Consider the following 26557-nt stretch of genomic DNA (forward strand, 5'->3'; position numbering starts at 1 on the left):
TGGATTGCGCTGCCTGCACAAAGTCGCAACCGGGTCTGGTCCTGCGGCGTACCGGACCTATAGTCAATCGATGAACCAGACTCCCGAGACCACGGAAGCGCCCGCGCCGACTCACGATGCAGCGCCCGCACCCGCGCGCTTCCCCAGGTTCGGCCTGGCGCCGTGGTCGATCGCCGTGCCGATCCTGGCGCTGCTCGCGCTGGCGCTGGGCAAGCCGGGCGGGGTCGGCCCGGCACTGGTCCTGGCGCTCGTTCTGGGCGCGGCGATCGTCTCGGCGGTCTACCATGCCGAAGTCCTCGCCCATTACCTCGGCGAACCGTTCGGCACCCTGCTGCTCGCCTTCGCGGTGACGGTGATCGAGACTTCGCTGATCGTCTCGATCATGCTCAGCGAAGACGGCGGAGCACAGACCCTGGCGCGCGATACGCTGATCGCGGCGATCATGATAACCATCAACGGTATCGTCGGCGCGTGCCTTCTAGCCGGCGGCGGGCGCCACCACGAACAGAGCTATACCCAAAGCGGCGTCACCCACGGGCTGTCGATGCTGGCAACGCTCTCCGTCGTCACGCTGGCGCTGCCCAACTTCACCACCAGCGAAAGTGGCGCCTTCTACTCCAACGTGCAGCTTGCCTTCGTGGCCGTGATCTCGCTCATCATCTACGGGACCTTCGTGGTCGCCCAGACGGTGCGCCACCGCGACCATTTCCTCCATCCCGAAGAAAACGATCATGCCCACAAGGCGCCGGTGCAAAAGGTTCAGGCCGTGGCTGCAGCCGCGCTGCTGCTCGTCGCGCTGATCGCGGTGGTCCTGCTCGCCAAGACGCTGTCGCCCTCGATCGAGGCCGGCGTCGCGGCGGTGGGCGCGCCGCAGGCTATGGTGGGCATCATCATCGCCGCGCTGGTCCTCGCGCCCGAAGGCTTCGCCGCCGTGCGCGCGGCCCGGGCGAACCGGGTGCAGACCAGCCTCAATCTGGCGATCGGCTCGGCACTCGCGACGATCGGCCTGACGATCCCGGCGGTGGTGCTGACCGCACTGGCCACCGGGCTCGACCTCGAACTCGGCCTGTCGATGCAGGGTGTCGTGCTGCTGGGCCTGACGCTGTTGGTCGCCTCGATGACGCTGGGCACCGGCCGGACCACGGTGGTCCAAGGGACGATCCACCTGGTGATCTTCGCGACCTACCTGTTCACCACGCTGGTCCCGTGAAGCGGGCCCTTCTCGTCATCGGGCTTCGGACGCGGTAAGGGACTTCACACCTTGTACAGCGTGTCCAGCCGCGCGCCGTAGCGTTCCTTCAGCTTGTGCCGGCGAATCTTGAGGCTCGGCGTCATCTCCTCGTTCTCGATCGAGAACGGCTCGTCCGCGAACGTGAACTGGCGGACCTTCTCGATCACCGAGAGGTCGGCGTTGACCCGGTCGATCGCGCTGCGGATGGCGGTGCGGAAGACCGGCAGGTTCTGCAGCTTGCGGAAATCGAACGTCTCGCCGTTGTCGCGTGCCCATTGCAGGGCCCAGTCGGCGTCGGGAACGACCAGTCCGACGACGTAGGGCCGCCGGTCGCCCGAGACCATCGCCTGCGCGATCTCCGGCTGCAGCGTGAGCATCGATTCGACCTTCTGGGGCGAGACGTTGTCGCCCTTGTCGTTGACGATCATGTCCTTCTTGCGGTCGGTGATGGCGATGCGACCCTTGGCGTCGAAGTGGCCGATGTCGCCCGTATGCAGCCAGCCATCCTTGAGGACGTTGGCGCTGGCCGCCTCGTTCTCCCAGTAGCCAGCCATCACCAGTTCCCCGCGGACGAGGATTTCGCCATCGGGCGCGATCCGCACTTCTGAGCCGCGCAAGGGCGGGCCCACGGTGTCGAACTTGACCCCGGCGGCGGGGCGGTTGCAGCTGATGATCGGCCCCGCTTCGGTCTGACCGTAGCCTTGGAGCAGGGTCAGCCCCATCGCGTCGAAGAACACGCCGATTTCCGGATTGAGCGGCGCCCCGCCCGAAACCAGCGCCTTGATCCGCCCGCCGAACCGCGCGCGGACCTTGGGCCGCAAGGTGCGTTCGATCAGAAGGTCTAGGGGGAAGTCGGTGAGCCTGCGTTTGCCGTTCTGGCGGCGCATGCCGCCCGCGACGGCCCATTCCATCAGCCGGTTCGCCACCGCGCCCTGCTTCTCGATCTGGCGCATGATGCGGGTGCGCAGCACCTCGAAGAGGCGCGGGACCACGACCATCACGGTCGGGCGCACTTCCTCGATGTTGGCTGCCAGCTTGTCGAGGCCCTCGGAGTAGTAGATCTCGCCGCCCAGCCCGATCGGCAGGAGCTGGCCGCCAGTGTGCTCGTAGGCGTGGCTAAGCGGCAGGAACGAGAGGAATATCTCGCGCTTTTCAGGGCCCTGATCCCAGCCGAAATCCTGCTCGATGATCTGCGCCGCGCCGGCCACGTTGCTCAGCAACATGCCGTGGTGCTGGCGAACGCCGCGCGGCGCGCCCCCGGTGCCGCTGGTGTAGATGATGCACGCGAGATCCTCGCGCCCTACCCCGGCCATGCGCGCGTCGACTTCGGCGCGCGCCGCCGCGGCGTCGCCTTCCAACAGTTCGTCCCACAAGTGCGTCTCATAGGCCCCGCCCTGCATCGGCACGAGCGGCTCCATGCCGACGACGTGGCGGCACATGTCAGTCTGGACGATCGCCGGCAGCAGCGCGCGGCCGAGCTTGGCGGTCGAGACGATAGCCGCGCGGGCGCCCGAATTCTCGAGGATGTGGATGTGATCGCGCGTGGTGTTGGTGGTGTAGGTCGGCACCGTCACGCAGCCGGCCGCCATGACGGCGAAGTCCGCGAGGCACCATTCGGGCCGGTTCTCTGCGACGATCACCACCCGCTCGCCCGCGTTCAGGCCCAGCCGGCGCAACGAGGCGGCGAGCAGGCAGACCCGCCTTGCGGCCTCGGCCCAGCTGATCGCATGCCACTGACCGTCGCGCTTGGCCCGCAGCATCGGCGCGTCGCCCAGCGCGTCGGCGCGGGACAGGAAGAGCGAAACCACGTTCGCGCTCCTGTCGAAGTCGGCAATTTCCATGGTGGCCCCCAAATCCTCTCGGCATTCCGTTTGCGCAACGTCTAGGCCGGCCCGCAGGTTGCGACAACCGGCCTTGCGCGTTGCTACTGGGAGACTGCGACACCTTCGCTGCGCGGGTCGCCGGCGCCGACGAGCCGGCCGTCCACCACCGCGACGGCATTGGTCTTGAGCGGCATCTCGATCGCCCTGACCGAACCATGGCCGAGTGCGGTGAGCGCGGGGATCATCGCCTCGAGCCTGGAGCCCTTCTCGACGTTGATCGTATCGGTGGGCGCGAACAGGACCGGCAGCGCCAGCGCCTGATCGACCGGCAGCTTCCAGTCGAGCGAGCCGATCAGCGCGCGGATCACCTGCACCGGGATCGTCGCCCCGCCAGCCGCCCCGACCACCAGCAGCAGCTTGCCGTCGGGGCCGTAGACCAGCGTGGGTGCCATCGAGCTGCGCGGCCGCTTGCCGCCCTCGACCCGGTTGGCGACGATCGCGCCGTCCTTCTCGGGCACGAAGCTGAAGTCGGTCAGCTCGTTGTTGAGGTAGAACCCGCCGACCATGATCCCGGACCCGAAGGCGCTTTCGATCGTCGAGGTCCACGAGGCGGTGTTGCCCTGTCGGTCGACGACGACGAAGTGCGAAGTGCCGTGCTCCTCCGGCCCTTCCCCGCGCGCAAGGTGCGGCGCGGGAAGGCCGGCGGAGACCTTTGCCATCGTCCTGTCCGCCGAGATCAGCGCGCCGCGCCGCCGCAGGTAGGCAGGATCGAGCAGCGCCTCGACCGGGACCGGCACGAAGTCCGGGTCGCCCAGGAACAGCTCGCGATCGGCATAGGCGAGGCGCTCGGACTCGGCGATCAGGTGCCAGGCAACGGGTGAACCGGGGCCCAGCGCGGCAAGGTCGAAGCCTTCGAGCTGTATCAGCGTCGCCAGCACGGTGGTCGCGCCCGAGGACGGCGGGCCCATGCTGCAGATCCTGTAGACGCGATACCGGGCGCAGACTTCGGGGCGCTTCTTCGCGGTAAAGGCGGCGAGGTCGGGCTCGGTCAGCTTGCCGTCGGACGGGGTCTCGGCCGCGACTTTCTCGGCGATCGCGCGCGCGATGATGCCCTTGTAGAAGCCGTCTGCGCCCTCGCCGGCCAGCCTTTCGAGCGTCCTGGCCAGCGCCGGATTGCGGATCGTCGCGCCGACCGGCGAGGGCTGGCCATCGCTGCCGTAGTAGATGGCGCGCGCCTGCGGATCGTGGGCGGCGGTGTCGGGCGACCTGGCCAGCGAATCGTGGCCGCGCTTCGACAGCGCATAGCCTTCGCGGGCAAGGCGAATCGCCGGCTGGAAGAGGTCGGCCCAGGGCAGCCTGCCGTGCTCGGCGTGAATCCTGGCCGCGAGCGCGATATTGCCGGGGACACCGACGCTGCGTCCGCCGACCACGGCGGTGCGGAACGGCAGCGGCTGGCCCGAGCCGTCGAGGAAGCGCGCGGGCGTGGCAGCCTTGGGCGCGGTCTCGCGGCCATCCCACGATTCGACGTTGCCCTGCTCGTCCGCGAGCATCAGGAAGCCGCCACCGCCGATGCCCGAACTCTGCGGCTCGACCACGCCCAGCGCGAGCATCGTCGCGATCGCCGCATCGGTAGCGCTGCCACCCCGGCGCAGGATCTCCGCGCCGGCCTGCGCCGCGCGCGGATCGGCGGCGCTGACCATGCCCTTGTCGAAGACCTCGGGCTGCGTCGTGGCGGCGCTGGCTGCCGAGGCGGTCTCGGATATCGGCTGCGCACCGTTGGTCGTCGGGGTGGCGCAACCGGACAGGGCCAGGGAAAGGGGAGCGAACGGGGCAAGCAGCCCCCAGGTCAGGCTTCTGGACATCGTAGGACTGGCTATTCGCTTCCCACCGCCTCTGCAATCGATGCGAAGCCGTCACGCTTCATCAATTCGATCAGGCCCTTGCAGATCTTGCGAGCGATCGTCGGTCCTTCGTAGACCATCGCGCTATAGAGCTGGACGAGGCTGGCGCCCGCCCGGATGCGCGCCCAGGCGTCCTCGGCGGTGGCGATCCCGCCCACGCCGACGAGCGGCACCGCGCCGCCGGTCGCCTTGCGGAAATCGCGCAGGCGCTGCTGGGCAAGGTCGCGCAAGGGTGCTCCGGACAGCCCACCGGCTTCGCCCCGATACGCCGAGGCCAGGGCGGGGCGGGAAATCGTCGTGTTGGAGACGATCAGCGCGCCGAGCCGCTTGTCGATGGCGATTCGCGAGATGGCGTCGATGTCCGCCGGCTCGAGATCGGGTGCCACCTTGAGGAACACCGGCGGGCGCCGGCCCTCGCCGCAGGCCGCATCGCGTGCCTGGATCACTGCGTCGAGCAGGCCGGTCAGCGCCGATTCGTCCTGCAATGCGCGCAGGCCAGGTGTGTTGGGGCTGGAAATGTTGACCGCCAGATAGCTCGCGAGCGGAGCCATCAGCTTCGCCATGATCGCATAGTCGGCGACGCGGTCGGTCGAATCCTTGTTGGCGCCGATGTTGATGCCCAGCACGCCGGGCCTGCCCGCGCGCGCTTCCAGACGATCGACCGCCATCTGGGCGCCGCGGTTGTTGAAACCCATGCGGTTGATGACGGCGCCGTCCTCGACCAGCCGGAACAGGCGCGGACGGGGATTGCCCGCCTGAGGCAGCGGCGTGATCGAGCCGACTTCGGCGAACCCGAAGCCCATCCTCAGCAGCGCGTCCGGCACTTCGCCGTCCTTGTCGAACCCGGCGGCCATGCCTACCGGGTTGGGAAAGGCGATTCCCGCCACTTCGCTTGCCAGCGCGGGGGGCCAGGCCGGCGCGCGCGCCGGCGCTGCCAGCCGGAGCGCGGAGAGCGCGAGGCCATGGGCCTTCTCGGCCTCGATTCGGAAAAGGGCGGGTCGGATCAATGAGTAGAGCACGGATTCGCGCATAACCGCGCAAGGGGTGTTGCTCAAACGCTTCTTCTCGCTGCGGATGCGAGATGAAAAACATCGTTAGGCATTCACCGGGGCGGGGCATGTCGCGTTTATACAATAAATCGCCCGGGGCGGAGCATACACGATCCATGCGACCCGAAGGGCTCGTAGCGGGATGCGCTCGAGTTCTTTATTACCTTGATGGCGGCTGCCGGTCTCGACCGGGAGCCGCCTTTTTTCTGCGCCCGACCCGCCTCTGCGGGGCATGGTTGTTTTTACCTCCATGGATTTTCCATGGTTTGCGAGTCCCTTGTGCCGCGCTAAGGGGCGCGTCGAATCCCGCTCGCGGCTTGAGAAACGCCCATTGAAACCGGGCGCGTGCTGCACTAGGTGAAATCGGAAGAAATCGCTCCGATTTGAACCCGGGTCCGGAAAGCACCGTTTATGCGCCTGTCCAGCATGGCAGACTATGCCGTGATAATCATGTCCGCCGCAGCGCGGCATTGCGGCACTTGCGCGTTGATCGAGCAGGCCGGCGGCCCCCCGATCCGAAGCCGCGCGCGCGTGTCGGCAGCCCAACTGGCGGAGGAGACGGGCCTGCCCGTGCCCACCGTCCAGAAGCTGGTGAGCAAGCTGACCGCCGCCGGGCTCATGCGTTCGTCGCGGGGCGTGGGCGGCGGGCTCAAGCTCGCCCGTCCGCCGGCGGCGATTTCGCTTGCCGACATCGTCGAGGCGGTAGAAGGGCCCATCGCGCTCACCTCCTGCCTCGATCGCGTGAAAAGCGACTGCACGCTGGAGGAAGGCTGCAACGTGAAGGGCCACTGGCCCCAGGTGAACGCCGCCGTTCGTGGCGCTCTCGCCCAGGTGGTGCTGACCCAGCTCGTCGAGGAAGTTTGAGATGACCGAGGAAACCACCCGCATGGCTGAACGCGATGCCCCCCTTCGCGACCAGGCAGCCCATGATGCCGCTGCCCGCGTGGCCGACTACGAACATGGCTGGTCCTCCGACATCGAGCAGGAATACGGCCCCAAGGGCCTGTCCGAAGACACCATCCGTTTCATCTCGGGCAAGAAGGACGAGCCCGAGTGGATGCTCGACTGGCGCCTGAAGGCCTATGCCCGCTGGCTGGAGATGACTCCCCCGGACTGGGCCAAGCTCAACGTGCCGCCGATCGACTACCAGGAATCCTACTACTGGGCCGCGCCCAAGAAGAAGGATGCGCTGGCCAGCCTCGACGAGGTCGACCCCGAGATCCTGCGCGTCTACGAAAAGCTCGGCATTCCGCTGGAGGAGCAGAAAGTGCTCGCCGGCGTCGAGGGCGCACGCAAGGTCGCGGTGGACGCGGTCTTCGATTCGGTCTCCGTCGCCACCACCTTCCGCAAGGAACTGGAGCAGGCGGGCGTCATCTTCCGCTCGATTTCCGAGGCGATCCGCGAATTTCCCGAGCTGGTGAAGAAGTGGCTGGGCCGCGTGGTGCCGGTGCACGACAACTACTTCGCCACGCTGAACTGCGCGGTCTTTTCGGACGGCACTTTCGTCTATATCCCCGAGGGCGTGCGCTGCCCGATGGAATTGAGCACCTACTTCCGTATAAATGCGGAGAACACCGGCCAGTTCGAGCGGACGCTCATCATTGCCGAGAAGGGCTCGTACGTCTCGTACCTGGAGGGCTGCACCGCCCCCATGCGCGACGAGAACCAGCTCCACGCCGCGGTGGTCGAACTGGTCGCGATGGAAGACGCCGAGATCAAGTATTCCACCGTCCAGAACTGGTACCCCGGCAATGCCGAGGGCAAGGGCGGCATCTACAACTTCGTCACCAAGCGCGGCCTGTGCCAGGGCGCGCGCTCGAAGATTTCGTGGACCCAGGTGGAGACCGGCTCCGCGATCACCTGGAAGTACCCTAGCTGCGTCCTCAACGGCGAGGACTCGGTGGGCGAGTTCTACTCGGTCGCGGTGACGAACAACTACCAGCAGGCCGATACCGGCACCAAGATGATCCACAACGGCAAGGGCAGCCGCTCGACGATCATCTCGAAGGGCATTTCGGCGGGCAAGTCGAACAACACCTACCGCGGCCTCGTGCGCGTCGCCGCCAATGCAGACGGCGTGCGCAACTTCACACAGTGCGATTCGCTGCTGCTCGGCAAGGAGTGCGGCGCGCATACGGTGCCCTACATCGAAGTGCGCAACCCCTCGGCCCAGATCGAGCACGAGGCGACCACCAGCAAGATCAGCGACGACCAGCTATTCTACGCCATGCAGCGGGGCCTCGACACCGAAAGCGCGGTGGCGCTGATCGTCAACGGCTTCGCGAAGGAGGTGCTGCAGCAACTGCCGATGGAGTTCGCGGTGGAAGCGCAGAAGCTGCTGGGGATCTCGCTGGAAGGCAGCGTGGGGTGACGACGATCATCCGGCTTGTGGCTCTCCTTCCAGCAGCAGCGTTCATGGCGCTGCTCGGAGTGCTCACCATCGGATTTGCCGGATGGTCTTTCTTTTCCATTGCGATCGCTGCGTTTTTCGTTGGGTCGCCGATCGTTATGATAGTTTGGACAATTCGGGATCACCGCCACAGGACGGCATCTCGGGATAGCTTGAAGGTATGAAACCATGACCGCCGCCCGCAAGACCTTGGGCATCAGCCTGGCCACGAACGCTCCGAAGGGCGATGTGAAGGCCACGTTCGCCGTCACCGGCGCGCGCCTGGAAACGCTCAAGGAGCGTGCCAAGGACCAGCGCCGCAATCCCAGCGAGGCGCAGAAGGCGCTGTGGGAGAAGCTCTCCGGCTCGAGGCTGGGCGGCGTGAAGTTCATCCGCCAGTCGATCGTCGGCTCGGCCATCGTCGACTTCGCCTGCCCCTCGCGCTGGATCGTGATCCAGCTCAGCGCCGAGGACTCCAATCCCGACGTCAACGAGTTGCAGGACCGCAAGCTCACCGAAGTCGGCATCCGCGTCCTGCGCTTCTCCGAGGAAGAAGTGCTCGAAGGCGTCGACGCCGTGGTGCGCGAGATCAACGTCGAGCTGGCGGTGCCGTTCGACAAGCGCAATGCGCGCAAGAAGGTCGCTTCGCGATCCGGCGCCAACTTCCTGGGCGACGAGGGATAACATGCTCAAGATTGAAAACCTGCAGGCGACCGTCGCCGAAAAGCCGATCCTCAAGGGTCTTTCGCTCACCATCAATCCGGGCGAGATCCACGCGATCATGGGCCCCAACGGCGCGGGCAAGTCGACGCTTGGCTACACGCTCGGCGGCCGGCCCGGCTACGAGGTGACCGGCGGATCGGTCGACTTCAACGGCCAGGACCTGCTCGAGCTCGAACCGCACGAGCGGGCCGCTGCGGGCCTGTTCCTGGGCTTCCAGTACCCGGTCGAAATTCCCGGCGTCTCCTTCGTCCAGTTCCTGCGCGAGGCCGCCAACGCCCAGCGCAAGGGCCGCGGCGAGGAGCCGCTTTCGGGCGGCGAGTTCCTCAAACTGGCGCGCGAGAAGGCAGGCCTGCTCCGCATGGACATGGACATGCTCAAGCGCCCGGTGAACGTCGGCTTCTCGGGCGGCGAGAAGAAGCGCGCCGAGATGGTGCAGATGGGCATCCTGGACCCCAGGCTGGCGATCCTCGACGAGACCGACTCCGGCCTCGACATCGACGCGCTGCGCATCTGCGGCGAGGGCATCAACGCGATCATACGCGCGCCCGACAAGGCGGTACTGCTCATCACCCACTACCAGCGCCTGCTCGACTACGTGAAGCCCGACTTCGTGCACGTCCTCGCCGGCGGTCGCATCGTCAAGACCGGCGGTGCCGACCTCGCTCTGCGGCTGGAGGAAGAAGGCTACGAAGCGGTGGTGCAAGAGACCGCCGCATGAACGTCGAACTGACCCTCCCCACCCGCAAGCACGAGGACTTCCGCTACTCGGACATCGAGGCGCTGCAAGGCCTCTGGCCGATCCTGCCGGAGGAGATCGAAGTGGGTGCGGGCGAGGAAGCCACGCACCAGATCGTCGAGACCGGCGCGCATGCGGTTGCCCGACACCTGATCATCACGCTCGGCAAGGACGCGAAGTTCGACTTGCGCATCCTCACCGCCGGCCCCGCCTATGGCCGCATCGCCATCGACGTGCGCCTGGGCGAAGGTGCCGACTTCACGCTCGGCGCGGCGCAACTGGCGACCGGCAGCGAGACGCTGGAGATCGTCACCGAGGTCACCCACACGTCGCTCAACGCGACCTCGGCGCAAATCATCCGTACGGTCCTGGCCGGCCATTCGGTCGGCACCTACCTCGGCCGCATCGCCGTCGAGCGCGGAGCCGACGGCACCGATGCCGAACAGTCGGTCCGCGCCATGCTGCTCGACCGCACCGCGACCGCCAACGCGCGCCCCGAACTCGAGATCTACGCCGACGACGTCAAGGCCGCACACGGCTGCGCGGTCGGTGAACTCGACGCGAACGGACTGTTCTACCTGATGAGCCGCGGGCTCACTCCGCCGCAGGCCAAGCGCCTGATGCTCCAGGCCTTCATCGCCGAAGCCTTCACCGGCGCGCCCGGCGAGACCGAGCTGAGCGAGGCGGCCATCGCGCGGCTGGAGAAGCTGGTGGAGACTGGCCTGTGACGCTGAACACAGCAGAACTCGTGCTCAAGGACCAGTTCCCGGGATTGGCCGGCAACTGGCACTACCTCGACACCGCCGCCACGGCCCAGAAGCCGCTCGCGGTGATCGACGCCACCGTGCGCGCGATGGGGGAGGACTACGCCACCGTCCATCGCGGCGTCTATGCCCGCTCGGCCGACATGACGCTGGCTTTCGAGGCGGCCCGCCGCCGCGTCGCCGCGTTCCTGAACGCGCACGAGGACGAGATCGTCTATACGCGCGGCGCCACCGAATCGATCAACCTCGTCGCGCAGACCTGGGGCGTTGCCAACCTCAAGGCCGGCGATCGCATCCTGCTCTCGACGCTGGAGCACCACTCCAACATCGTGCCCTGGCAGATGCTGCGTAAGAAGACCGGCGTCGAGATCGACATCTGCCCCATTACCGACGACGGCCGCATCGACCTCGACGCCGCCGAGCGCATCCTGACGCGCGCGCACAAGCTGGTCGCCTTCGCGCATGTCTCCAACGTGCTAGGCTCGGTGCTCGACGTCGCGCGCGCCGCCAAGCTTGCCCACGCCGTCGGCGCCAGGCTGCTGGTGGACGGCTGCCAGGCCGCGCCCCGCCTGGCGCTCGACATGGCGGCGTTCGACTGCGACTTCTATGCCTTCTCGGCGCACAAGCTCTATGGCCCCACCGGCATCGGCGTGCTGTGGGCGCGCAAGGACATCCTCGATGCCATGCCCCCCTGGCAGGGTGGCGGCGCGATGATCGACCGCGTGACGTTCGAGCAGACAACCTACGCCCCGGCCCCGCAGCGGTTCGAGGCCGGCACCCCGAACATCATCGAGGCCATCGGCATGGCGACGGCGATGGATTGGCTCTCCGCCATCGGCCTGGACCGTGCCGAGCGCCACGAACGCGACTTGGCCGCGCTGCTGCGCTCCGAACTGCGCAAGCGCAACGACGTCACGCTGTTCGGCCCCGACGACGCGCTGGGCATCGTCAGTTTCGCGCTCGACGGGGTGCATCCGCACGACCTCGGCACCATATTGGACGAAGAAGGCGTGGCGATCCGCGCCGGCCACCACTGCGCCCAGCCGCTCATGGAGCATCTGGGCGTCCCCGCGACGGCGCGGGCCAGCTTCGGGCTCTACAGCGACGAGGCCGACATCGAGGCGCTCCTGAAAGGGATCGAGCGCACACGGAGAATTTTCGGATGAGTGACCAGAAGCCTGCATTCAGTGTCGAGGAAGTCGAAGCCGCGCCGGCCCCGCCGCGCGCCCGTGTCGACGACGCCGTGCCGCCCCCGGCCGAACGCCGCCGCGACTATCTCGATGGATTCCTCGCCGAAAAGCCCGCCGATGCCGATCCGGCCGGCCCCGGCGGCGCAATCTACGAGGGCGTCATCCAGGCGCTCAAGGAAATCTTCGATCCCGAGATTCCGGTGAACATCTACGACCTCGGCCTGATCTACGGCGTCGAGGTCTCGGAAGAGGCTTCGGTCGCGGTGACGATGACGCTGACCACGCCGCACTGCCCCGTCGCCGAATCGATGCCGGGCGAAGTCGAGATGCGTGTCGCAGCCGTGCCCGGCGTGCGCGACTGCGACGTCAACCTCGTCTGGGACCCGCCATGGGACATGGCCAAGATGACCGACGAGGCCAAGCTGGAACTGGGAATGCTGTGAGCGAAGCTGCTGTTCTTTCCCTCGCGATCGCGCGCGCCGACTTCGCCGACCCTGCCGACGCGGCAGCGCTCGTCGCGGTGCTGGACGCCTATGCGCGCGATCCGATGGGAGGCGGCGAACCGCTTTCGGCCGACGTGCGCGAGCGCCTGGCGCCCGCGCTGGCAGCGGTGCCCGGCGCCTTCGCCTTCCTCGCCCGCATCGGCGGCGAGGCGGTGGGCGCGGCGACCTGCTTCATGGGCTTCTCGACTTTCGCGGCGCGCCCGCTGGTCAATATCCACGACGTCTCGGTGCTCCCGGGCCATCGCGGCAAGGGCGTGGCCCGCGCGCTGTTCGCCGCGATCGAGGCCGAAGCCACCGCGCGCGGTGCCTGCAAGGTGACGCTCGAAGTGCTCGCCGGCAACCACCGCGCCAAGAACCTCTACGCGTCGCTGGGCTATGGCGACTATCAACTCGATCCAGAGGCCGGCAACGCCCTGTTCTGGCAGAAGAGGCTGACATGACCGAAACAACAACCACCGCTCGTCCTGCCCGCGCCCGCCCCGCCGCCGTCATCCTGACGCCGGGTGCCGAAGCACGCATCGCCAAGCTCATGGGCGAAGCGCCCGAAGGCGCGATCGGGGTCAAGCTGTCCACCCCGCGCCGGGGCTGCTCGGGCCTTGCCTACTCGGTCGACTACGTGAACGAGGAAGCCAAGTTCGACGAGAAGATCGAGACCCCCGGCGGCGTTTTCTACATCGACGGGTCCTCGGTGCTCTACCTCGTGGGCAGCGTAATGGACTGGAAGGAAGACGACTTCACCGCCGGCTTCACCTTCGACAACCCCAACGCCAAGGGCGCCTGCGGGTGCGGCGAGAGCTTCACGGTCTGAGGGAAGGCGCTCCTTGGGTCCAGTCGTCCCGGACCAAGCCCGGGACGACGAGGTTGCCCTATTCCTTCCCGCCCGGGAACAGCGCCAGCAGCGAGCCCAGCCGGTCGTGGACTTCGCGCTCCTGTGCCGGGTCGCTGTGGCCGATGCGGACCACCGTGAGCAACTGGTCGGGCGAGCCGATCACGTATTGTCCGTATTCACCGATGCAGCCGAACACGTTCCTCGGCGCGGTGCCCGGATAGAGCCGGGCGTTGTCGCCGGCAGCCGCGCGGTTAAGCCAGACGCCGGCGCCGTAGCCGGGCTCGCGCGGGGACGGCTCCAGCATGAACTGGACCCAGCGGCGCGGCAGGACCTGGGCACCGCCGACCGAGCCGGTGTGGCGCAGGAATTCACCCAGCTTTCCCCAGTCGCGCGCGGAACTGGCGATCATGCCCGAGCCGATCATCGTCCCCGCACGGTCGTAGCCCACGATCGTCGAGCCCATGCCGATCGGCAGCAGCACGCGATTCTTGAGGTAGTCGCTGACCGCCTGGCGGCGGCGCGCCGGATCGCGGTCGGGCGAGAGCACCCGCGCGGCGAGGTCGGCGAGGATCACCGCACTGGCCGAGGAATGCTCGAAAGTCTTGCCGGCCGGGGCTTCGAGCGGCTGCGCCTCGGCGTAGGAGGCCATGTCGTCGCGCCCGTCGAGGAACAGCATGCGCATGCGGTCCGATTCGCGTTCGATTCGCCCCGTACCCGCGACTCCCGCTTCCTGGTGGCGAAGCCCCGAGCGCATCTGCAGCAGCTGCTTGAGCGTTACGGCACCGCGCGGGTCGCCGGGGCGCTGCCATTCCGGCACCGGCGCCGATTCGTTGAGCCGCAGGCGGCCGTCGCTGACAAGCTGGCCGATCATCAGCGCGGTGACGCACTGGCCCACGCTCCAGCCGGGCAGGCGCGTCTGTGCCTTGATGCCCTCGCCATAGCGCTCGACCACCACCGAGCCGCGCTTCATCACCAGCAGCGCGTCGGTGCGACCGACCGCCTCTTCGTCGAACAGCGTGTCGATCGCGCGGCCGAGGGCCTGGCGCGGCGCGCCGCCGCCGCCTTCCTCGCCGTCACGGATCGCGGCCTGCGCTTCGGCACTGGCCGGCGCCGGCCCTTCGGATGCGGACTGTCCACAACTCGCCAGCAGGGCGAGGGCTGGCAGCGCGCAGAGGGCGAGGATATGGGGAAGGCGGCGCACCGGCATGACGCGCGGTGTGATGTGCGAGGCGCTGAAGAATGGCAACAGCCGGGAAATCCGGAGCGGGGGACAAGCAGGGGACCGCCCATCCGGGCGCCTATCCCACGCGGCAACCCTCTCGCTGGAAGCGGAACCTGACCGTGCTGGCGCTGCTGGCGATCGCAGGCTGGCTCGCCTGGGCATGGCAGGGGCTGCGCGAGGAAGCGCTGGTCGGCGCGGCTTACGGCGCGCGGGTCGGTTGCGTGTGCCGCTTCGTTTCGCAGCGCCCGCTGAAGGCCTGCGAGGGCGACCTCAAGATCGCCGGCCTGAGCGGCATCGCCGCGCGCGTATCATTGTCGGAGGACACCGAGAGGCAGGCAATCACCGGCTCGGTGCCGCTGCTTGCTCGGCAAAGCGCCGATTTTCGTGAGGATCGAGGCTGCCAACTGAAGCCGTGGCAGGATTGAATTGAAGCCTTGCGCCATACCGGACTTGATCCGGGACGACGGTTACGCCGCGCTTTGGGTCGAATCGATCCAGCCGCCACCGACCACGCGTTCGCCCGCGTAGATCACCGCCGCCTGGCCCGGCGCGACGCCGTATTCCGGCTCGGCGAAGCGGATGGTGACAGCGGCCCCGTCGCCCAGCGAGCCGTCGAGCGTGATCGGCACCGGCTTCGCGAGCGAGCGGACTTTCGCGGTCAGGCTCCCGTGCGGCAGCGGGCCTATGCGGTTGGTCTCCACCACCCGCGCCGATGCGGTGGCCAGCAGGCGGCGGGGGCCGACTCGGACCTGGCGGGTCTCCGCCTCGATCCCGGTAACGTAGAGCGGTTCGGGCTGGCCACCGATCTCGAGGCCCCGGCGCTGGCCGACGGTGTAGTGGATGACGCCGCGATGCGCGCCCAGCACCGCACCGGTCTCGGCATGGACGATCTCGCCCGGCGCCTCGCCCTCGGGGCGGACGGCGCGCACGATCTTGGCATAGTCGCCGTCGGGCACGAAGCAGATGTCCTGGCTGTCGGGCTTGGCGGCATTGCGCAGGCCCGCCGCCTCGGCCAACCGGCGCGTCTCGGTCTTGGGCAGGCCGCCCAAGGGGAAGCGCAGGAAGTCGAGCTGGGCCTCGGTGGTGCCGTAGAGGAAGTAGCTCTGGTCGCGTGCGGGGTCGGCGGCGCGGTGCAGCTCGGCGCCGGCCGGGCCCATCACCCGGCGGACGTAGTGGCCGGTGGCGAGGCAGTCCGCGCCCAGTTCGCGAGCCATGGCCAGCAGGTCGGTGAACTTGGGGCCCATGTTGCAGCGGATGCAGGGGATCGGGGTGCGGCCGGCGAGGTAGTCGTCGGCGAAGCGCTCGACCACTTCCTCGCGAAAGGCGCTCTCGTGGTCGAAGACATAGTGGGCGATGCCGAGGCGATCGGCCACCGCGCGGGCGTCCCGTATGTCGTCGCCGGCGCAGCAGGCGCCCTTGCGTCCGGTCGCGGCACCGTAGTCGTAGAGCTGCAACGTCACGCCGATCACCTCGGCCCCGCTGGCGGCGGCGAGCGCGGCGACGACCGAGCTGTCCACCCCGCCGGACATGGCGACCACGATGCGGCGCTGGGCGAGCGGACCGGAAAGCTGGAACAGGTCGGCGGCATCGAGGCCGGAAAGGAGATCGAGAGAGGCAGTCATCACGCGCGCTCCCATACAGGCAAACGCGGCTTTTTCCTACCTGCCGCATAAAGACGCCCGATGCGCGAAATTTGGCCGGAGGCAGAAGCGGACCCCGCGCATTCGCATGAGCGGCGGCCGGCATCGAACTCGGGATAGGGAGGGCGGGGGATAAGCGGTGGGGGACGGAAGTGCTCAGGCCGAAATCGTGCAGGCGACCCACGCACAAGCCGTGCACAAACGAAGCGATTCCCGAAAATCGGCTGTAAACCGGCGGGAATCGTGAACAAGCGGTAAAGCCGCCTTTTACGATCCCTTGACCAAGCGTGTCGTATAGAGCGCCCATGAACATCGCACGTAACCACATAACCCCGCAAACAGGGGACGCGCAGGGTCGCGCAAGTGACGGGTTCGCCGATCTCGAGCTTCCGACCGATCTCCACCACATCGACTGGCAGGTGCTGCGCTCACGCCTCTTCGCTTCGCGCGACGTGGCCGGCGCGCAAGGCACGTTTCCCGGTGCATCGCGGCTGCCCCGCGGCAGTTTCGACGGCTGCGCGGCATCGAAGCTCACGACCTACCAGACGTCGTTAAAGCCGGTTAACCTTGATGGTTCAAGCAATGGCAAGTCCGTAGGGAGCACTAGTAGCCCTGTCGCCGACGTGAACGGTAACGGCGAGCGAGGGTAACATGATCGAGAACCAGAAAATCAGGCCCGCTCAGGTCATCGGTCCGCTCGGCGAACCGCTGACGATCGAGTCCCTGCCGCCCGCGAACACCACGCGCTGGGTCGTCCGTCGCAAGGCGGAAGTCGTTGCGGCCGTAAACGGCGGCCTGCTCTCGATCGACGACGTCTGCGAACGGTATCAGCTCACGCTCGAGGAATTCGCCTCGTGGCAGCGCGCGGTCGACCGCTCGGGCATGCAGGGCCTTCGTGTGACCCGAATCCAACACTACCGCGATCTTTACGAGCGCCAGCAGAAGTACTGATCGAGGCCGGAAAGTCCGGCTCCAGTCGAAAGGCGACCGCGAACGGGGTTTCACGGTCGCTTTTTCGCGTTTTGGCGCAACAATATAGCTGCACAATCCTGTCTTCGGGACATGAAGTCGTTCGTCGATCCGGGTCGGCCGCGGACCGACTGCAGATTGCCACCCCCTTGCGGCCCGTATATGGAACAAGTGGATTTATGCCACATCGGCGGCTCGTCCCTGGATGGACGGGAGTGCCCGTGCGGCGGGGGAAATCACGCCGCCCAAGCTGCGCGTGTGATGCTTGCGGTGACCGGATGAACTACGACAGCAAGATTGAAGCCCACGCGGGCGGACACGAGTCATTCGACGCAACCGGCAATCCGCTGGTCGACGACGCGCACGATCGCGCATCGCGCCGGTGGATATGGATCGTCGCGGTGGTCGTGCTCGCCCTCGTCGTCGCGGTCTGGTTCTTCGTACATGGCGGTACCGACGAAAGCGCGGCAGGCAAGGACGCGGCGCAAGTGCCGGTCGTCTCCGTCGTCGTGCCCGGCCGCTCCATCGTCGCCGGCGAGATCAGCGCGACCGGCTCGCTCGCCGCGCGCCGCTCGATGCCGGTCGGATCGGTGGGCGAAGGCGGCGAGGTCCGCGAGATCCGCGTCGAGGCGGGCGACTGGGTCCAACAGGGCCAAGTCCTCGCGGTGATCGACCGCTCGGTGCAGACGCAGGCCGCGGCCAGCCAGTCCGCCCAGGTGGCCGTCGCCGCCGCCGACGCGCGCATCGCCCAGTCCAACCTCGATCGCGGGCTCAAGCTGGTCGATCGGGGCTTCATCTCCAAGGCCGACATCGATCGCCTCACCGCCACGCGCGACGCCGCCGTCGCCCGCGTCGACGTCGCCCGCGCCACCCTGGGCCAGCTGCGCGCCCAGAACGCCCGCCTCAACATCGTCGCCCCGGCCGCCGGCCTCGTGCTCGAACGCAACGTCGAGATGGGCCAAGTGGTGAGCGGCGGCAGCGGCGTACTGTTCCGCCTCGCCAAGGGCGGCGAGATGGAACTGCTCGCCAACCTTTCGGAAGACGATCTCGCGGCACTTTCTGTGGGGGTAGAGGCCAAGGTCACGCCGGTCGGCTCGGGCCGCACCTTCATCGGCCAGGTCTGGCAGCTCTCGCCCATCATCGACACCACCACCCGCCAGGGCACCGCGCGCATCGCGCTCAAGTTCGACCCGGCCCTGCGTCCCGGCGGCTTCGCCAGCGCGGTGATCGAAAGCGGCGCGGTGGTGGCGCCGATGCTGCCCGAATCCGCGATCCAGAGCGACGCCAAGGGCGCCTTCGTCTATGTCGTCGACACCGCCGGCAAGGTCCATCGCCGCCCGGTCAAGACCGGGCTGGTCACGGGCAACGGTATCATCGTCACATCGGGCCTCGCGGGCAACGAGAAGATCGTGCTGCGCGCCGGCGGATTCCTGAACGACGGGGACAAGGTCAAGACCCGGCTTGTCGCCGCCGCCAACTGACGGACGGCTGAACCCATGCGCAACATCTCGGCCTGGTCGATCCGCAACCCGATCATTCCGATCGTCTTCTTCATCGGCGTGATGATCGCCGGCATCGTCTCGTTCAACCGCATGGACGTGAACAACATGCCGGACGTCGAACTGCCCGGCGTCCACGTCGCCGTCTCGCAGCCCGGCGCCGCGCCGACCGAGATCGAGACGCAGATCACCCAGATCGTCGAGGGCGCGGTCCGTTCGATCCCCGGCGTCGACGAGATCCAGTCGACCGCTTCGGAAGGCCGTTCCACCACCATCGTGTTCTTCACCGTGGGCACCGATCCGGACGTCGCCACCAACCAGGTGAAGAACGCGGTCGACCAGGTGCGCGGCGAACTGCCCGACGGCATCCTCGAACCCCAGGTCTCCAAGATCGAGGCCGGCGGCGGCGGCAGCCTCGCCTATTTCGCGGTCGCGGCCGACGACATGACGATCGAGCAGCTCAGCTGGTTCGTCGACGACACCATCTCCAAGTCGCTGCTCTCCGTGCCCGGCATGGCGACGGTCAGCCGCGACGGCGGCGTCAACCGCGAAATCCGCGTAGTGATCGATCCGGCGCGCATGGTCTCGCTGGGCGTGAGCGCCAACGACCTCAACACCGTGCTGCGCCAGGTCAACGTCGATGCTGCCGGCGGCCAGTCGGAAATCGCCGGTTCGCGCCAGTCGGTCCGCGTACTCGGCAATGCGCAGGACGCCTATGCGCTGTCGCAGACGCGGATCAACCTGGGCGGCGGTCGCTCGGTCAAGCTGGCCGACATCGCCAAGGTCTACGACGGCTATTCCGACCGCACCGACGTCGCCCGCGTCAATGGCCGCGAAGTCGTCACCTTCGGGTTCGAACGCGCCCGCGGCGCATCTGACGTCGCGGTCTACGACGAGGCCGCCAAGAAGCTCGACGAGATCCGCAAGGTCCATCCCGACATCCACATCACCCAGCTCTTCAGCCAGGTGGACTACACCCGCGGGCAGTACACCAGCTCGATGGAAGCGCTCGTCGAAGGCGCGGTGCTGGCGATCGTGATCGTCTACCTGTTCCTGCGCGACTGGCGCGCGACGATGATCTCGGCGATCGCCATCCCGCTATCCGCGATCCCGACCTTCTGGTTCATGGACCTGCTCGGCTTCACGCTGAACTTCCTGTCGCTGCTGGCGCTCAGCCTCGTCGCGGGAGTGCTGGTCGACGACGCCATCGTCGAGATCGAGAACATCGTCCGGCACATGCGCATGGGCAAGAGCGCCTACCAGGCCTCGATCGACGCCGCCGACGAGATCGGCCTGGCGGTCGTTGCGACCACGTTCTCGATCGTCGCGGTGTTCCTGCCGGTCGGCCTCATGCCGGGCATTCCGGGGCAGTTCTTCAAGGCCTTCGGTCTCACCGTGGTCGCCGCGGTGCTGATGAGCCTCGCCGTCGCGCGCATCATCACGCCGATGGTCGCGGCCTACTTCCTCAAGTCGCACGGCCATGCCGAACACGGCGGCGGGCGGGCGATGGACCTCTACATGAAGGTCCTGGCCTGGACGCTGGACAGCCGCGAGGCGCATCGCCGCAAGGCCGCACTGGTGCCGCAACCGCGCGCCTGGTGGTACACGATCATCGCCGCCCTCGCCTTCGCGCTGCTGCTGGGCGCCGGCCTCGGCCTTGCCGCCGGCCTGTTCTCGGCACTGCAGGGCGGCCTGACCAAGGTGGGCCTCGAAAAGTCGGCCTTCGTCCTGGCTGCGGTGCTCGCACCATTGGGCATTCCGCTGGCGATCTGGGGGCTGGGCAAGCTCCTGCGCTTCCTCGCCGCCTTCGCGGGCGCGCTGGGCCGGTGGTATCGCTACTTCACCGACCGCGTGATCGCGCGCATGCACGACCATCGCTTCTACGCCTTTTGCGCCAGCATCTATGCCCTCGTGGTGACGTTCGCGCTGCTCGCCGGGCTCCCCCAGCAGTTCCAGCCGAACACCAACAACGATACCAGCGAGGTCAAGATCGAGATGGTGCCCGGCACCACGCTCGAGCAGAGCGAGGAAATCGCCGGCCGCGTCAGCCGCCTGCTGGAAAAGCAGCCTGAAGTGAAGCGCGTACTGGAATTCGCGGGCGAAGGCTCGGGAACGCTCTACATCGTCCTCAAGCCGGCGAACGAGCGCAAGGCGACCAGCATCCAGTTCGAACGCCGCATGGCCCCCACCCTGCAGGACATCCCCGACGCGCGCGTGACTTTCGCCACGCAGTCGGGCGGCTTCGGCAGCGGGCGCGATATCTCGGTCATGCTCTCGGGCAGCGATTCCGAACTGCTCAACAAGACCGCGCAGACTCTCGTCGAGCAGATGCGCTCGATCCCCGGCATCGTCGCCCCGCGCATCGCGGCCGACCTCCAGCGCCCCGAACTCGTCATCGTCCCCCGCCTCGACCTCGCCGCCCAGCTCGGCGTGACCACCGGCGCGCTGAGCCAGACGATCCGCATCGCGACGATGGGCGAGATCGACCAGAACACCGCCAAGTTCTCGCTGAGCGACCGCCAGATTCCGATCCGCGTCATCCTCGACCGCACCTCGCGGCGGGACTTCTCGACGATCGAGAACCTCCCCGTCGCCACGGCCAGCGGCGGCTCGGTGCCGCTCAGCCGCGTCGCCGAGATCCGCTTCGGCGCCGGCCCCACCCAGATCCAGCGCTACAACCAGTCACGCCGCATCTTCGTGGGCGCAGACCTCGGCCAGGGCCAGGTCAAGGGGCCGGCGATGGAGGCGATCCAGAAGCTGCCGATCATGAAGAACCTGCCCGCCGGCGTCTCCAACGCCCCCGTTGGCGAGGACAAGTGGCAGGGCGAGATGATCGCCAACTTCATCGTCGCCGTCGTCAGCGGCATCTTCCTGGTCTTCGCGGTGCTGGTGCTGCTCTACAAGCGCTTCGTCTCGCCGCTGGTGAACATGGCCTCGCTGCTGCTCGCGCCGCTGGGCGGGATGCTGGCGCTGACCATGTGGGGCGAGCCGATCTCGATGCCGGTCTACATCGGCATCCTGATGCTGCTGGGCATCGTCGCCAAGAACTCGATCCTGCTGATCGACTTTGCGATCGAGGAAATGGCCAAGGGCGTGAACAAGCTCGACGCGATCATGGACGCCGGCCACAAGCGCGCCCAGCCGATCGTCATGACCACCGTGGCCATGACCGCCGGCATGGTGCCGACCGCCCTGTCGCTCTCGGGCGACGGCGCCTTCCGCGCGCCGATGGGGGTGACGGTGATCGGAGGGCTCGTGCTCTCCACCCTGCTCACACTCGTCATCGTGCCGGCAGCCTTCAGCCTCGCCGATGGTTTCGAGAAGAGGATCGGGCCGAAGCTGCGCAAGTCGCTGCTGACGTACGACCCCAAGTTGCATGGTCCGGGCAGCACCGAGGGCCGGGCCCAGGCGCATCCGGCCGAATGACTTTGGTCAAATGAGCTAGGGCCGAATAAGGAAAGGTACACATTGCCGCCAGCCGGGCGAAGTTCAGGGGGAGCAGCGCTGAAGGTCGTCCCGCAGGATCGGGCCAGGCGCATGCGCCTGTTCGCCACCGGGCTGCTGCTGGCGATGGCCGTGGCCTTCGTCGTGCTGCGGCGCCTGGGCGGCGAGCACCCCGCCTGGGACCCGTGGCTGGGCTATGCGATCTCCTTCACCGAGGCGGCGATGGTCGGCGGCCTCGCCGACTGGTTCGCCGTCACCGCCCTGTTCCGCCGCCCGCTCGGCCTGCCGATCCCGCACACCGCGATAATCCCGGTGAACAAGAACCGCATCGCCGATACGATGGCGACGTTCCTGCGCGACAATTTCCTTACCCCCCAGGTCGTCGCCCGCCGGGTGGTCGGCTTCAACTTCGCTGGCGCGGCCGGCGGATTCCTTGCCGATCCCGGCCGCGGCGGGCAGTCGCGCATCCGTGCAGGTGCCGCGAATCTCGTTGCCGACGTGCTCGAGTCGCTCGACCCGGAGCGCCTCGGCAACCAGGTCCGCGCCGGCCTCGCCCGACAACTGGAGCGGGTGGAAGTCGCCCCCCTGCTCGGCCAGATCCTCACTGCAATGATCGCCGACGGCCGCCACCTGCCGCTGATCGACAGCGCCGTGCGCTGGGCGGGCGAAGCGCTGGAGGCCAACGAGGACATCGTCCGCTCCATGATCCGCGAGCGCGCGCACAGCCTGCTGCGCCTCACCGGCCTCGACGGCCGCATCGCCAATTCCGTGCTCGACGGGCTCTACAAGCTGCTCGCCGAGATGATCGTCCAGCCGGACCACCCGCTCAAGGCCAAGGTCGGCCTGATGCTCGAGGAGCTGGCCGACAAGCTCGTCAACGACCCCGAGACCCGCGAGCGCGTCGAGAACGCCAAGCGCGAGCTGATCGCCAACCCGGCGGTCGGGCAGTGGTGGCAGTCGGTCTGGGAACGCCTGCGCCGCAAGCTGATCGACGCGGCCCGCAGCCCCGACACAGCACTCGCGGGGCAACTGACGACGATGCTGGGCGAACTGGGCGGCGCCCTGCGCGACGATCCGCGCCTCCAGGCCCAGATCAACCGCTTCGCCCGGCGCACCCTGGTCGGCGTCACAGCGCGCTACGGCGACGAGATCGTGCGTCTGGTCTCCGAGACGGTGAAGCGCTGGGATGCCCGCACCGTGAGCGACCGCATCGAAGGCGCGGTCGGCCGCGACCTCCAGTTCATCCGCATCAACGGCACGCTCGTGGGCGGCTTGTTCGGCGTGTGCATCCATGCCATCGATCGGCTGCTGTGAATGACGAACCGCTCCTCCTGACCGACCGCTTCGAGCTGTGGCGCCCCGCCGCCGCCGACCTCCCTGGCATGTGCCGCATCCTCGCGGACGAGCAGACCCGTCGCTACCTCGGCCCCGGCCGCGCGGACCGGCAGGCGCAGTTCGACCGCCTGATGCGCAATGCCGGTTCCTGGATGCTCCACGGCTACGGCAGCTTCGCGGTGCGCGAGAAGGGCGGGACCGAGATCGTCGCTAGCTGCGGCGTGTTCCATTCGTGGCGCGGCTTTGGACCACAGTTGGGCATGGACGATGTCCCCGAGGCGGGCTGGATCGTGCGCGCCGACCACTGCGGCCGGGGCATCGCCCGCGAAGTGATGGAGGCCGTGCTCGCCTGGTTCGACCGCGAACACGGCCCGCGCCGAATCGGCTGCATGATCGAGGAAGGCAACACCGCCTCCGAGCGATTGGCGGCCCGGCTGGGCTTCGTGCGCTATGGGGAGCATGAGACCTGCGACGGGGATGAACGCGCCCTGCTGCAACTGCTCGAACGGTTACCGGCGGCGACGGACCACTGACCGCTCTAGCCAGGATGGTGAACAACCGCGCCGTTGTAGTACCATGCTACAGGGGCGCCGCTATCATCGCGTGCAGGCTTGAAGCGAGCCTTGAGAACTGCACTGCAAACGTGCTCGTTGAACCCTTCTTCGGAAGATCGGGTAACGTGGCAGCCAGTGGCGACGCCATTCGCATCCACAACTGCGAGAAATTCGACCCTGTCGATCTTGCCGGGGCGCTTCAAGGCCTTCGGGTAGGCTTGATCCACCGCTCTTGCCAAGGCTGTTCCATCAACGATCCTCGGCTCTTGAGCCAGCTCCGAGCGAGTACTGGGGGAAATGCCCCATCCCGTGAACATGTCGTCGGCGCACTTGTGCAAGGCTTGCAGCGCCGCGTACATTTTCCCTGTTTTGATAACCAGAGGCCCGGCAGACGTAGCAATGCCTATCTGGACGATCTGTCGCTCGAATTCGGCGCTGGGCCCGCTCCTGTCGTCGGGACGCTTGCCATCGCCCGGGGTAAGCCGCGCTTGAACGATGAGGGATTGGCCGTAAATCGAGTTGATCGCGTGTTGCGGATTGCCTGCGGCCAGAAGTGATCCGTTGCCGAAATCAAGCTGAACACCCTTGCTTGCCTTTATCCGTCCGATGGACGGCCCGGCAATTTCAAGCTCCACATAGGCGTTCAGACCGTCCTGACGGATGCGAAGCAATGTGGGCCTATCTGCAGCGCGTGAGATCGCAGGAACTGCTGCCCCAGTCCACATTCCATGGAGAGATCGGCTCCAGTACCACACGATCTTCGGCGGCCTGTGCGATGGGAACGTTCGCAAGAACGGCCAGAGCGGCCACCGTGAGGAGGGCATGCTTCATGACGGCTTCCCCTTAGCAGCCTGCTGCGACCGCATTTCAAACGCTGTGCCTACGAAATAACCCCCGGATTTGCATCCGGGGGTTAAATTATTGCGATACCGAAGAAGTGTTCAGAGCTTCCCAGTGAGTTCGGGCACGGCGTTGAAGAGGTCTGCGACGAGGCCGATGTCGGCGACCTGGAAGATCGGTGCGTCCTCGTCCTTGTTGATGGCGATGATGGTCTTGCTATCCTTCATCCCGGCCAGGTGCTGGATCGCGCCCGAGATGCCGACCGCGATGTAGACTTGCGGCGCGACGATCTTGCCGGTCTGGCCGACCTGGTAGTCGTTGGGCACGTAGCCTGCGTCCACCGCGGCGCGGCTGGCACCCACGGCGGCGCCGAGCTTGTCGGCGAGCGGCATGATGACCTGCTCGAACGTCTCGCCGTCCTTCAGCGCGCGGCCGCCCGAGACGATGATCTTCGCGCTGGTCAGTTCGGGGCGCTCCAGCTTGGCAAGCTCGGCGCCCACGAAGCTCGACAGGCCCGCGTCACCCGTGCCCGAGACGGCCTCGACCGTGCCCGAACCGCCGGTGGCGGCAGCCTTGTCGAAGGCGGTGCCACGCACGGTGATGACCAGCTTGGCATCGCTCGATTCGACCGTGGCGATCGCGTTGCCGGCGTAGATCGGACGGGTGAAGGTCTTCTCGCCTTCGACCGAGAGGATGTCCGAGATCTGCATCACGTCGAGCAGCGCGGCGACGCGCGGCGCGAGGTTCTTGCCGGTGGTGGTGGCGGGCACCACGAAGGCGTCGTGGTGGCCCATCAGCTCGGCGACGAGCGGGGCGACGTTTTCCGCCAGGCCATGCGCATAGGCGGCGTCGTCGGCGAGGTGGACCTTGCCCACGCCCGCGATCTGCGCGGCTTCCTCGGCCACGGCGGCGCAGCCGGAACCTGCGACCAGCAGGTGCACTTCACCCAGCTTGGAGGCGGCGGTGACGACGGCGAGGGTCGCGTCCTTGACGGAGGCGTTGTCGTGTTCGACCCAGACGAGAGTCTTGGACATCAGGCTACTCCCAGTTCCTTGAGCTTGGCGACGAGGCCGTCGACGTCGGCGACCTTGATGCCGGCGACGCGCACCGGCGGCTCGGAGACCTTGAGGGTCTTGAGGCGCGGGGCGATGTCGACGCCGTAGTCGGCCGGCGACTTCACATCGAGCTGCTTCTTCTTCGCCTTCATGATGTTGGGCAGCGAGGCGTAGCGCGGCTCGTTGAGGCGCAGATCGGTGGTGACGATGGCGGGAAGCGAGAGCTTCACCGTCTCCAGGCCGCCGTCCACCTCGCGGGTGACCGAGACGAAATCGCCGTCGATCTCGACCTTGCTGGCGAACGTGCCCTGGGGCCGTGCGAGCAGCGCGGCGAGCATCTGGCCGGTCTGGTTCGAATCGTCGTCGATCGCCTGCTTGCCCAGGATCACAAGGCCCGGGTTCTCTTCACCCACGATGGCTTTCAGGATCTTGGCGACGGCGAGCGGTTCCACTTCGGCGTCGGTCTCGACCAGGATCGCCCGGTCGGCGCCCATCGCCAGCGCGGTGCGCAGCGTTTCCTGCGCTTTGGCCGGCCCGACCGAGATCGCGATGATCTCCTCCGCCTTGCCCGCTTCCTTGAGACGGATGGCTTCTTCCACCGCGATCTCGTCGAACGGGTTCATGCTCATCTTGACGTTGGCCAGGTCAACACCCGTGCCGTCGGCCTTCACACGAGGCTTCACGTTGTAGTCGATCACCCGCTTCACGGGCACGAGGATCTTCATTGCGATCTGTCCTCTCACTGCTGGACGGAAAATTTAACCGCGCGATTAAACTCTGATGGGCGAGCTATCGCGTTCATCGTCCCTCGCGTCAACCCCCGCCGAAACGCGAAGAGCTTGGGTAACGGATAGCTGAGCT

The 26557-nt window shown here is 67.3% G+C and carries 25 protein-coding genes; 17 read left to right on the forward strand and 8 right to left on the reverse strand.

Going from position 1 to position 26557, the window contains the following annotated elements:
* The first annotated feature begins 70 nt into the window (after window positions 1-70).
* Window positions 71-1210: a calcium:proton antiporter gene (locus ACFFDA_RS22025; protein ID WP_404479422.1), complete on the forward strand. Its 1140-nt coding sequence runs from the start codon at window positions 71-73 to the stop codon at window positions 1208-1210.
* Window positions 1211-1254: 44 nt separating this feature from the next.
* Here ACFFDA_RS22025 and ACFFDA_RS22030 read toward each other — a convergent pair whose 3' ends face one another.
* From ACFFDA_RS22030 to ACFFDA_RS22040, 3 genes are all read right to left on the reverse strand, one after another.
* A complete protein-coding gene (locus ACFFDA_RS22030; RefSeq protein ID WP_404479423.1) occupies window positions 1255-3072 on the reverse strand; it encodes an AMP-dependent synthetase/ligase in 1818 nt (605 codons plus the stop codon).
* Between the two features lie 83 nt (window positions 3073-3155).
* The gene (gene ggt / locus ACFFDA_RS22035) at window positions 3156-4916 is read right to left on the reverse strand and encodes a gamma-glutamyltransferase (protein ID WP_404479424.1); all 1761 of its coding nucleotides are present in this window, start codon (window positions 4914-4916) and stop codon (window positions 3156-3158) included.
* Between the two features lie 11 nt (window positions 4917-4927).
* Window positions 4928-5986, reverse strand: coding sequence for a quinone-dependent dihydroorotate dehydrogenase (locus tag ACFFDA_RS22040; RefSeq protein ID WP_404482829.1), 1059 nt, complete (start codon window positions 5984-5986; stop codon window positions 4928-4930).
* Between the two features lie 429 nt (window positions 5987-6415).
* Between ACFFDA_RS22040 and ACFFDA_RS22045 the strand changes: the two genes are divergently transcribed.
* The 9 genes from ACFFDA_RS22045 to ACFFDA_RS22085 all read left to right on the forward strand — a co-directional run bounded on the left by ACFFDA_RS22045 (window position 6416) and on the right by ACFFDA_RS22085 (window position 13117).
* A complete protein-coding gene (locus ACFFDA_RS22045) occupies window positions 6416-6868 on the forward strand; it encodes an RrF2 family transcriptional regulator (protein ID WP_404479425.1) in 453 nt (150 codons plus the stop codon).
* Window position 6869: 1 nt separating this feature from the next.
* Window positions 6870-8375, forward strand: a complete 1506-nt coding sequence (gene sufB / locus ACFFDA_RS22050; RefSeq protein WP_404479426.1) for a Fe-S cluster assembly protein SufB — start codon at window positions 6870-6872, stop codon at window positions 8373-8375.
* A 207-nt stretch (window positions 8376-8582) separates the two neighbouring features.
* Complete coding sequence (locus ACFFDA_RS22055) at window positions 8583-9077, forward strand: endonuclease domain-containing protein (RefSeq protein WP_404479427.1); 495 nt, start codon at window positions 8583-8585, stop codon at window positions 9075-9077.
* Window position 9078: 1 nt separating this feature from the next.
* A complete protein-coding gene (sufC, locus tag ACFFDA_RS22060; protein ID WP_404479428.1) occupies window positions 9079-9834 on the forward strand; it encodes a Fe-S cluster assembly ATPase SufC in 756 nt (251 codons plus the stop codon).
* Window positions 9831-10580, forward strand: coding sequence for a SufD family Fe-S cluster assembly protein (locus ACFFDA_RS22065; RefSeq protein WP_404479429.1), 750 nt, complete (start codon window positions 9831-9833; stop codon window positions 10578-10580). The genes sufC and ACFFDA_RS22065 overlap by 4 nt, the downstream gene beginning before the upstream one ends.
* Window positions 10581-10582: 2 nt before the next feature.
* Window positions 10583-11782: an aminotransferase class V-fold PLP-dependent enzyme gene (locus ACFFDA_RS22070; protein ID WP_404482831.1), complete on the forward strand. Its 1200-nt coding sequence runs from the start codon at window positions 10583-10585 to the stop codon at window positions 11780-11782.
* On the forward strand, window positions 11779-12249 hold the full coding sequence (locus tag ACFFDA_RS22075) for an SUF system Fe-S cluster assembly protein (protein ID WP_404479430.1): 471 nt from the start codon (window positions 11779-11781) through the stop codon (window positions 12247-12249). Before ACFFDA_RS22070 ends, ACFFDA_RS22075 begins: the two co-directional genes overlap by 4 nt.
* Window positions 12246-12749, forward strand: a complete 504-nt coding sequence (locus tag ACFFDA_RS22080; RefSeq protein ID WP_404479431.1) for a GNAT family N-acetyltransferase — start codon at window positions 12246-12248, stop codon at window positions 12747-12749. The genes ACFFDA_RS22075 and ACFFDA_RS22080 overlap by 4 nt, the downstream gene beginning before the upstream one ends.
* Window positions 12746-13117: a HesB/IscA family protein gene (locus tag ACFFDA_RS22085; protein WP_404479432.1), complete on the forward strand. Its 372-nt coding sequence runs from the start codon at window positions 12746-12748 to the stop codon at window positions 13115-13117. Before ACFFDA_RS22080 ends, ACFFDA_RS22085 begins: the two co-directional genes overlap by 4 nt.
* A gap of 58 nt (window positions 13118-13175) precedes the next feature.
* Here the strand turns inward: ACFFDA_RS22085 and ACFFDA_RS22090 are convergent, their stop codons facing one another.
* Window positions 13176-14345, reverse strand: a complete 1170-nt coding sequence (locus tag ACFFDA_RS22090; RefSeq protein WP_404482833.1) for a serine hydrolase domain-containing protein — start codon at window positions 14343-14345, stop codon at window positions 13176-13178.
* Between the two features lie 32 nt (window positions 14346-14377).
* Between ACFFDA_RS22090 and ACFFDA_RS22095 the strand changes: the two genes are divergently transcribed.
* Entirely contained in the window at window positions 14378-14785 is a 408-nt protein-coding gene (locus tag ACFFDA_RS22095) for a hypothetical protein (RefSeq protein ID WP_404479433.1), read from the forward strand.
* A gap of 42 nt (window positions 14786-14827) precedes the next feature.
* Here the strand turns inward: ACFFDA_RS22095 and mnmA are convergent, their stop codons facing one another.
* Window positions 14828-15982, reverse strand: coding sequence for a tRNA 2-thiouridine(34) synthase MnmA (gene mnmA / locus ACFFDA_RS22100; RefSeq protein WP_404479434.1), 1155 nt, complete (start codon window positions 15980-15982; stop codon window positions 14828-14830).
* 323 nt (window positions 15983-16305) lie between these two features.
* Here mnmA and ACFFDA_RS22105 point away from each other — a divergent pair, with 323 nt between their 5' ends.
* The 6 genes from ACFFDA_RS22105 to ACFFDA_RS22130 all read left to right on the forward strand — a co-directional run bounded on the left by ACFFDA_RS22105 (window position 16306) and on the right by ACFFDA_RS22130 (window position 23780).
* A complete protein-coding gene (locus tag ACFFDA_RS22105) occupies window positions 16306-16650 on the forward strand; it encodes a hypothetical protein (protein ID WP_404479435.1) in 345 nt (114 codons plus the stop codon).
* Between the two features lies 1 nt (window position 16651).
* Entirely contained in the window at window positions 16652-16951 is a 300-nt protein-coding gene (locus ACFFDA_RS22110; RefSeq protein WP_404479436.1) for a DUF1153 domain-containing protein, read from the forward strand.
* A 296-nt stretch (window positions 16952-17247) separates the two neighbouring features.
* On the forward strand, window positions 17248-18450 hold the full coding sequence (locus tag ACFFDA_RS22115; RefSeq protein ID WP_404479437.1) for an efflux RND transporter periplasmic adaptor subunit: 1203 nt from the start codon (window positions 17248-17250) through the stop codon (window positions 18448-18450).
* 15 nt (window positions 18451-18465) lie between these two features.
* Entirely contained in the window at window positions 18466-21894 is a 3429-nt protein-coding gene (locus ACFFDA_RS22120) for an efflux RND transporter permease subunit (protein WP_404479438.1), read from the forward strand.
* Window positions 21895-22005: 111 nt separating this feature from the next.
* Window positions 22006-23226 carry a DUF445 domain-containing protein gene (locus ACFFDA_RS22125; protein WP_404479439.1) on the forward strand — a complete coding sequence of 407 codons (1221 nt, stop codon included), beginning with the start codon at window positions 22006-22008 and terminating at the stop codon, window positions 23224-23226.
* Entirely contained in the window at window positions 23223-23780 is a 558-nt protein-coding gene (locus tag ACFFDA_RS22130; RefSeq protein ID WP_404479440.1) for a GNAT family N-acetyltransferase, read from the forward strand. The genes ACFFDA_RS22125 and ACFFDA_RS22130 overlap by 4 nt, the downstream gene beginning before the upstream one ends.
* 5 nt (window positions 23781-23785) lie before the next feature.
* Here the strand turns inward: ACFFDA_RS22130 and ACFFDA_RS22135 are convergent, their stop codons facing one another.
* From ACFFDA_RS22135 to ACFFDA_RS22145, 3 genes are all read right to left on the reverse strand, one after another.
* Entirely contained in the window at window positions 23786-24472 is a 687-nt protein-coding gene (locus ACFFDA_RS22135) for an energy transducer TonB (RefSeq protein ID WP_404479441.1), read from the reverse strand.
* A 270-nt stretch (window positions 24473-24742) separates the two neighbouring features.
* Entirely contained in the window at window positions 24743-25675 is a 933-nt protein-coding gene (locus tag ACFFDA_RS22140) for an electron transfer flavoprotein subunit alpha/FixB family protein (RefSeq protein ID WP_404476766.1), read from the reverse strand.
* On the reverse strand, window positions 25675-26421 hold the full coding sequence (locus ACFFDA_RS22145; RefSeq protein ID WP_404476764.1) for an electron transfer flavoprotein subunit beta/FixA family protein: 747 nt from the start codon (window positions 26419-26421) through the stop codon (window positions 25675-25677). The genes ACFFDA_RS22140 and ACFFDA_RS22145 overlap by 1 nt, the downstream gene beginning before the upstream one ends.
* Between the last annotated feature and the right edge of the window lie 136 nt (window positions 26422-26557).

The organism is Novosphingobium sp. BL-52-GroH, assembly GCF_044813085.1.
Taxonomy (GTDB): Bacteria; Pseudomonadota; Alphaproteobacteria; order Sphingomonadales; family Sphingomonadaceae; genus Novosphingobium.

What these genes read in the sequence shown, in the direction of transcription:
- ACFFDA_RS22025 (WP_404479422.1), top strand. Translation starts at nt 71, where the DNA reads ATGAACCAGACTCCCGAGACCACGGAAGCGCCCGCGCCGACTCACGAT.
- ACFFDA_RS22030 (WP_404479423.1), bottom strand. Translation starts at nt 3,072, where the DNA reads ATGGAAATTGCCGACTTCGACAGGAGCGCGAACGTGGTTTCGCTCTTC.
- ggt (WP_404479424.1), bottom strand. Translation starts at nt 4,916, where the DNA reads ATGTCCAGAAGCCTGACCTGGGGGCTGCTTGCCCCGTTCGCTCCCCTT.
- ACFFDA_RS22040 (WP_404482829.1), bottom strand. Translation starts at nt 5,986, where the DNA reads ATGCGCGAATCCGTGCTCTACTCATTGATCCGACCCGCCCTTTTCCGA.
- ACFFDA_RS22045 (WP_404479425.1), top strand. Translation starts at nt 6,416, where the DNA reads ATGCGCCTGTCCAGCATGGCAGACTATGCCGTGATAATCATGTCCGCC.
- sufB (WP_404479426.1), top strand. Translation starts at nt 6,870, where the DNA reads ATGACCGAGGAAACCACCCGCATGGCTGAACGCGATGCCCCCCTTCGC.
- ACFFDA_RS22055 (WP_404479427.1), top strand. Translation starts at nt 8,583, where the DNA reads ATGACCGCCGCCCGCAAGACCTTGGGCATCAGCCTGGCCACGAACGCT.
- sufC (WP_404479428.1), top strand. Translation starts at nt 9,079, where the DNA reads ATGCTCAAGATTGAAAACCTGCAGGCGACCGTCGCCGAAAAGCCGATC.
- ACFFDA_RS22065 (WP_404479429.1), top strand. Translation starts at nt 9,831, where the DNA reads ATGAACGTCGAACTGACCCTCCCCACCCGCAAGCACGAGGACTTCCGC.
- ACFFDA_RS22075 (WP_404479430.1), top strand. Translation starts at nt 11,779, where the DNA reads ATGAGTGACCAGAAGCCTGCATTCAGTGTCGAGGAAGTCGAAGCCGCG.
- ACFFDA_RS22085 (WP_404479432.1), top strand. Translation starts at nt 12,746, where the DNA reads ATGACCGAAACAACAACCACCGCTCGTCCTGCCCGCGCCCGCCCCGCC.
- ACFFDA_RS22090 (WP_404482833.1), bottom strand. Translation starts at nt 14,345, where the DNA reads ATGCCGGTGCGCCGCCTTCCCCATATCCTCGCCCTCTGCGCGCTGCCA.
- ACFFDA_RS22095 (WP_404479433.1), top strand. Translation starts at nt 14,378, where the DNA reads ATGGCAACAGCCGGGAAATCCGGAGCGGGGGACAAGCAGGGGACCGCC.
- mnmA (WP_404479434.1), bottom strand. Translation starts at nt 15,982, where the DNA reads ATGACTGCCTCTCTCGATCTCCTTTCCGGCCTCGATGCCGCCGACCTG.
- ACFFDA_RS22105 (WP_404479435.1), top strand. Translation starts at nt 16,306, where the DNA reads ATGAACATCGCACGTAACCACATAACCCCGCAAACAGGGGACGCGCAG.
- ACFFDA_RS22110 (WP_404479436.1), top strand. Translation starts at nt 16,652, where the DNA reads ATGATCGAGAACCAGAAAATCAGGCCCGCTCAGGTCATCGGTCCGCTC.
- ACFFDA_RS22115 (WP_404479437.1), top strand. Translation starts at nt 17,248, where the DNA reads ATGAACTACGACAGCAAGATTGAAGCCCACGCGGGCGGACACGAGTCA.
- ACFFDA_RS22120 (WP_404479438.1), top strand. Translation starts at nt 18,466, where the DNA reads ATGCGCAACATCTCGGCCTGGTCGATCCGCAACCCGATCATTCCGATC.
- ACFFDA_RS22125 (WP_404479439.1), top strand. Translation starts at nt 22,006, where the DNA reads ATGCGCCTGTTCGCCACCGGGCTGCTGCTGGCGATGGCCGTGGCCTTC.
- ACFFDA_RS22140 (WP_404476766.1), bottom strand. Translation starts at nt 25,675, where the DNA reads ATGTCCAAGACTCTCGTCTGGGTCGAACACGACAACGCCTCCGTCAAG.
- ACFFDA_RS22145 (WP_404476764.1), bottom strand. Translation starts at nt 26,421, where the DNA reads ATGAAGATCCTCGTGCCCGTGAAGCGGGTGATCGACTACAACGTGAAG.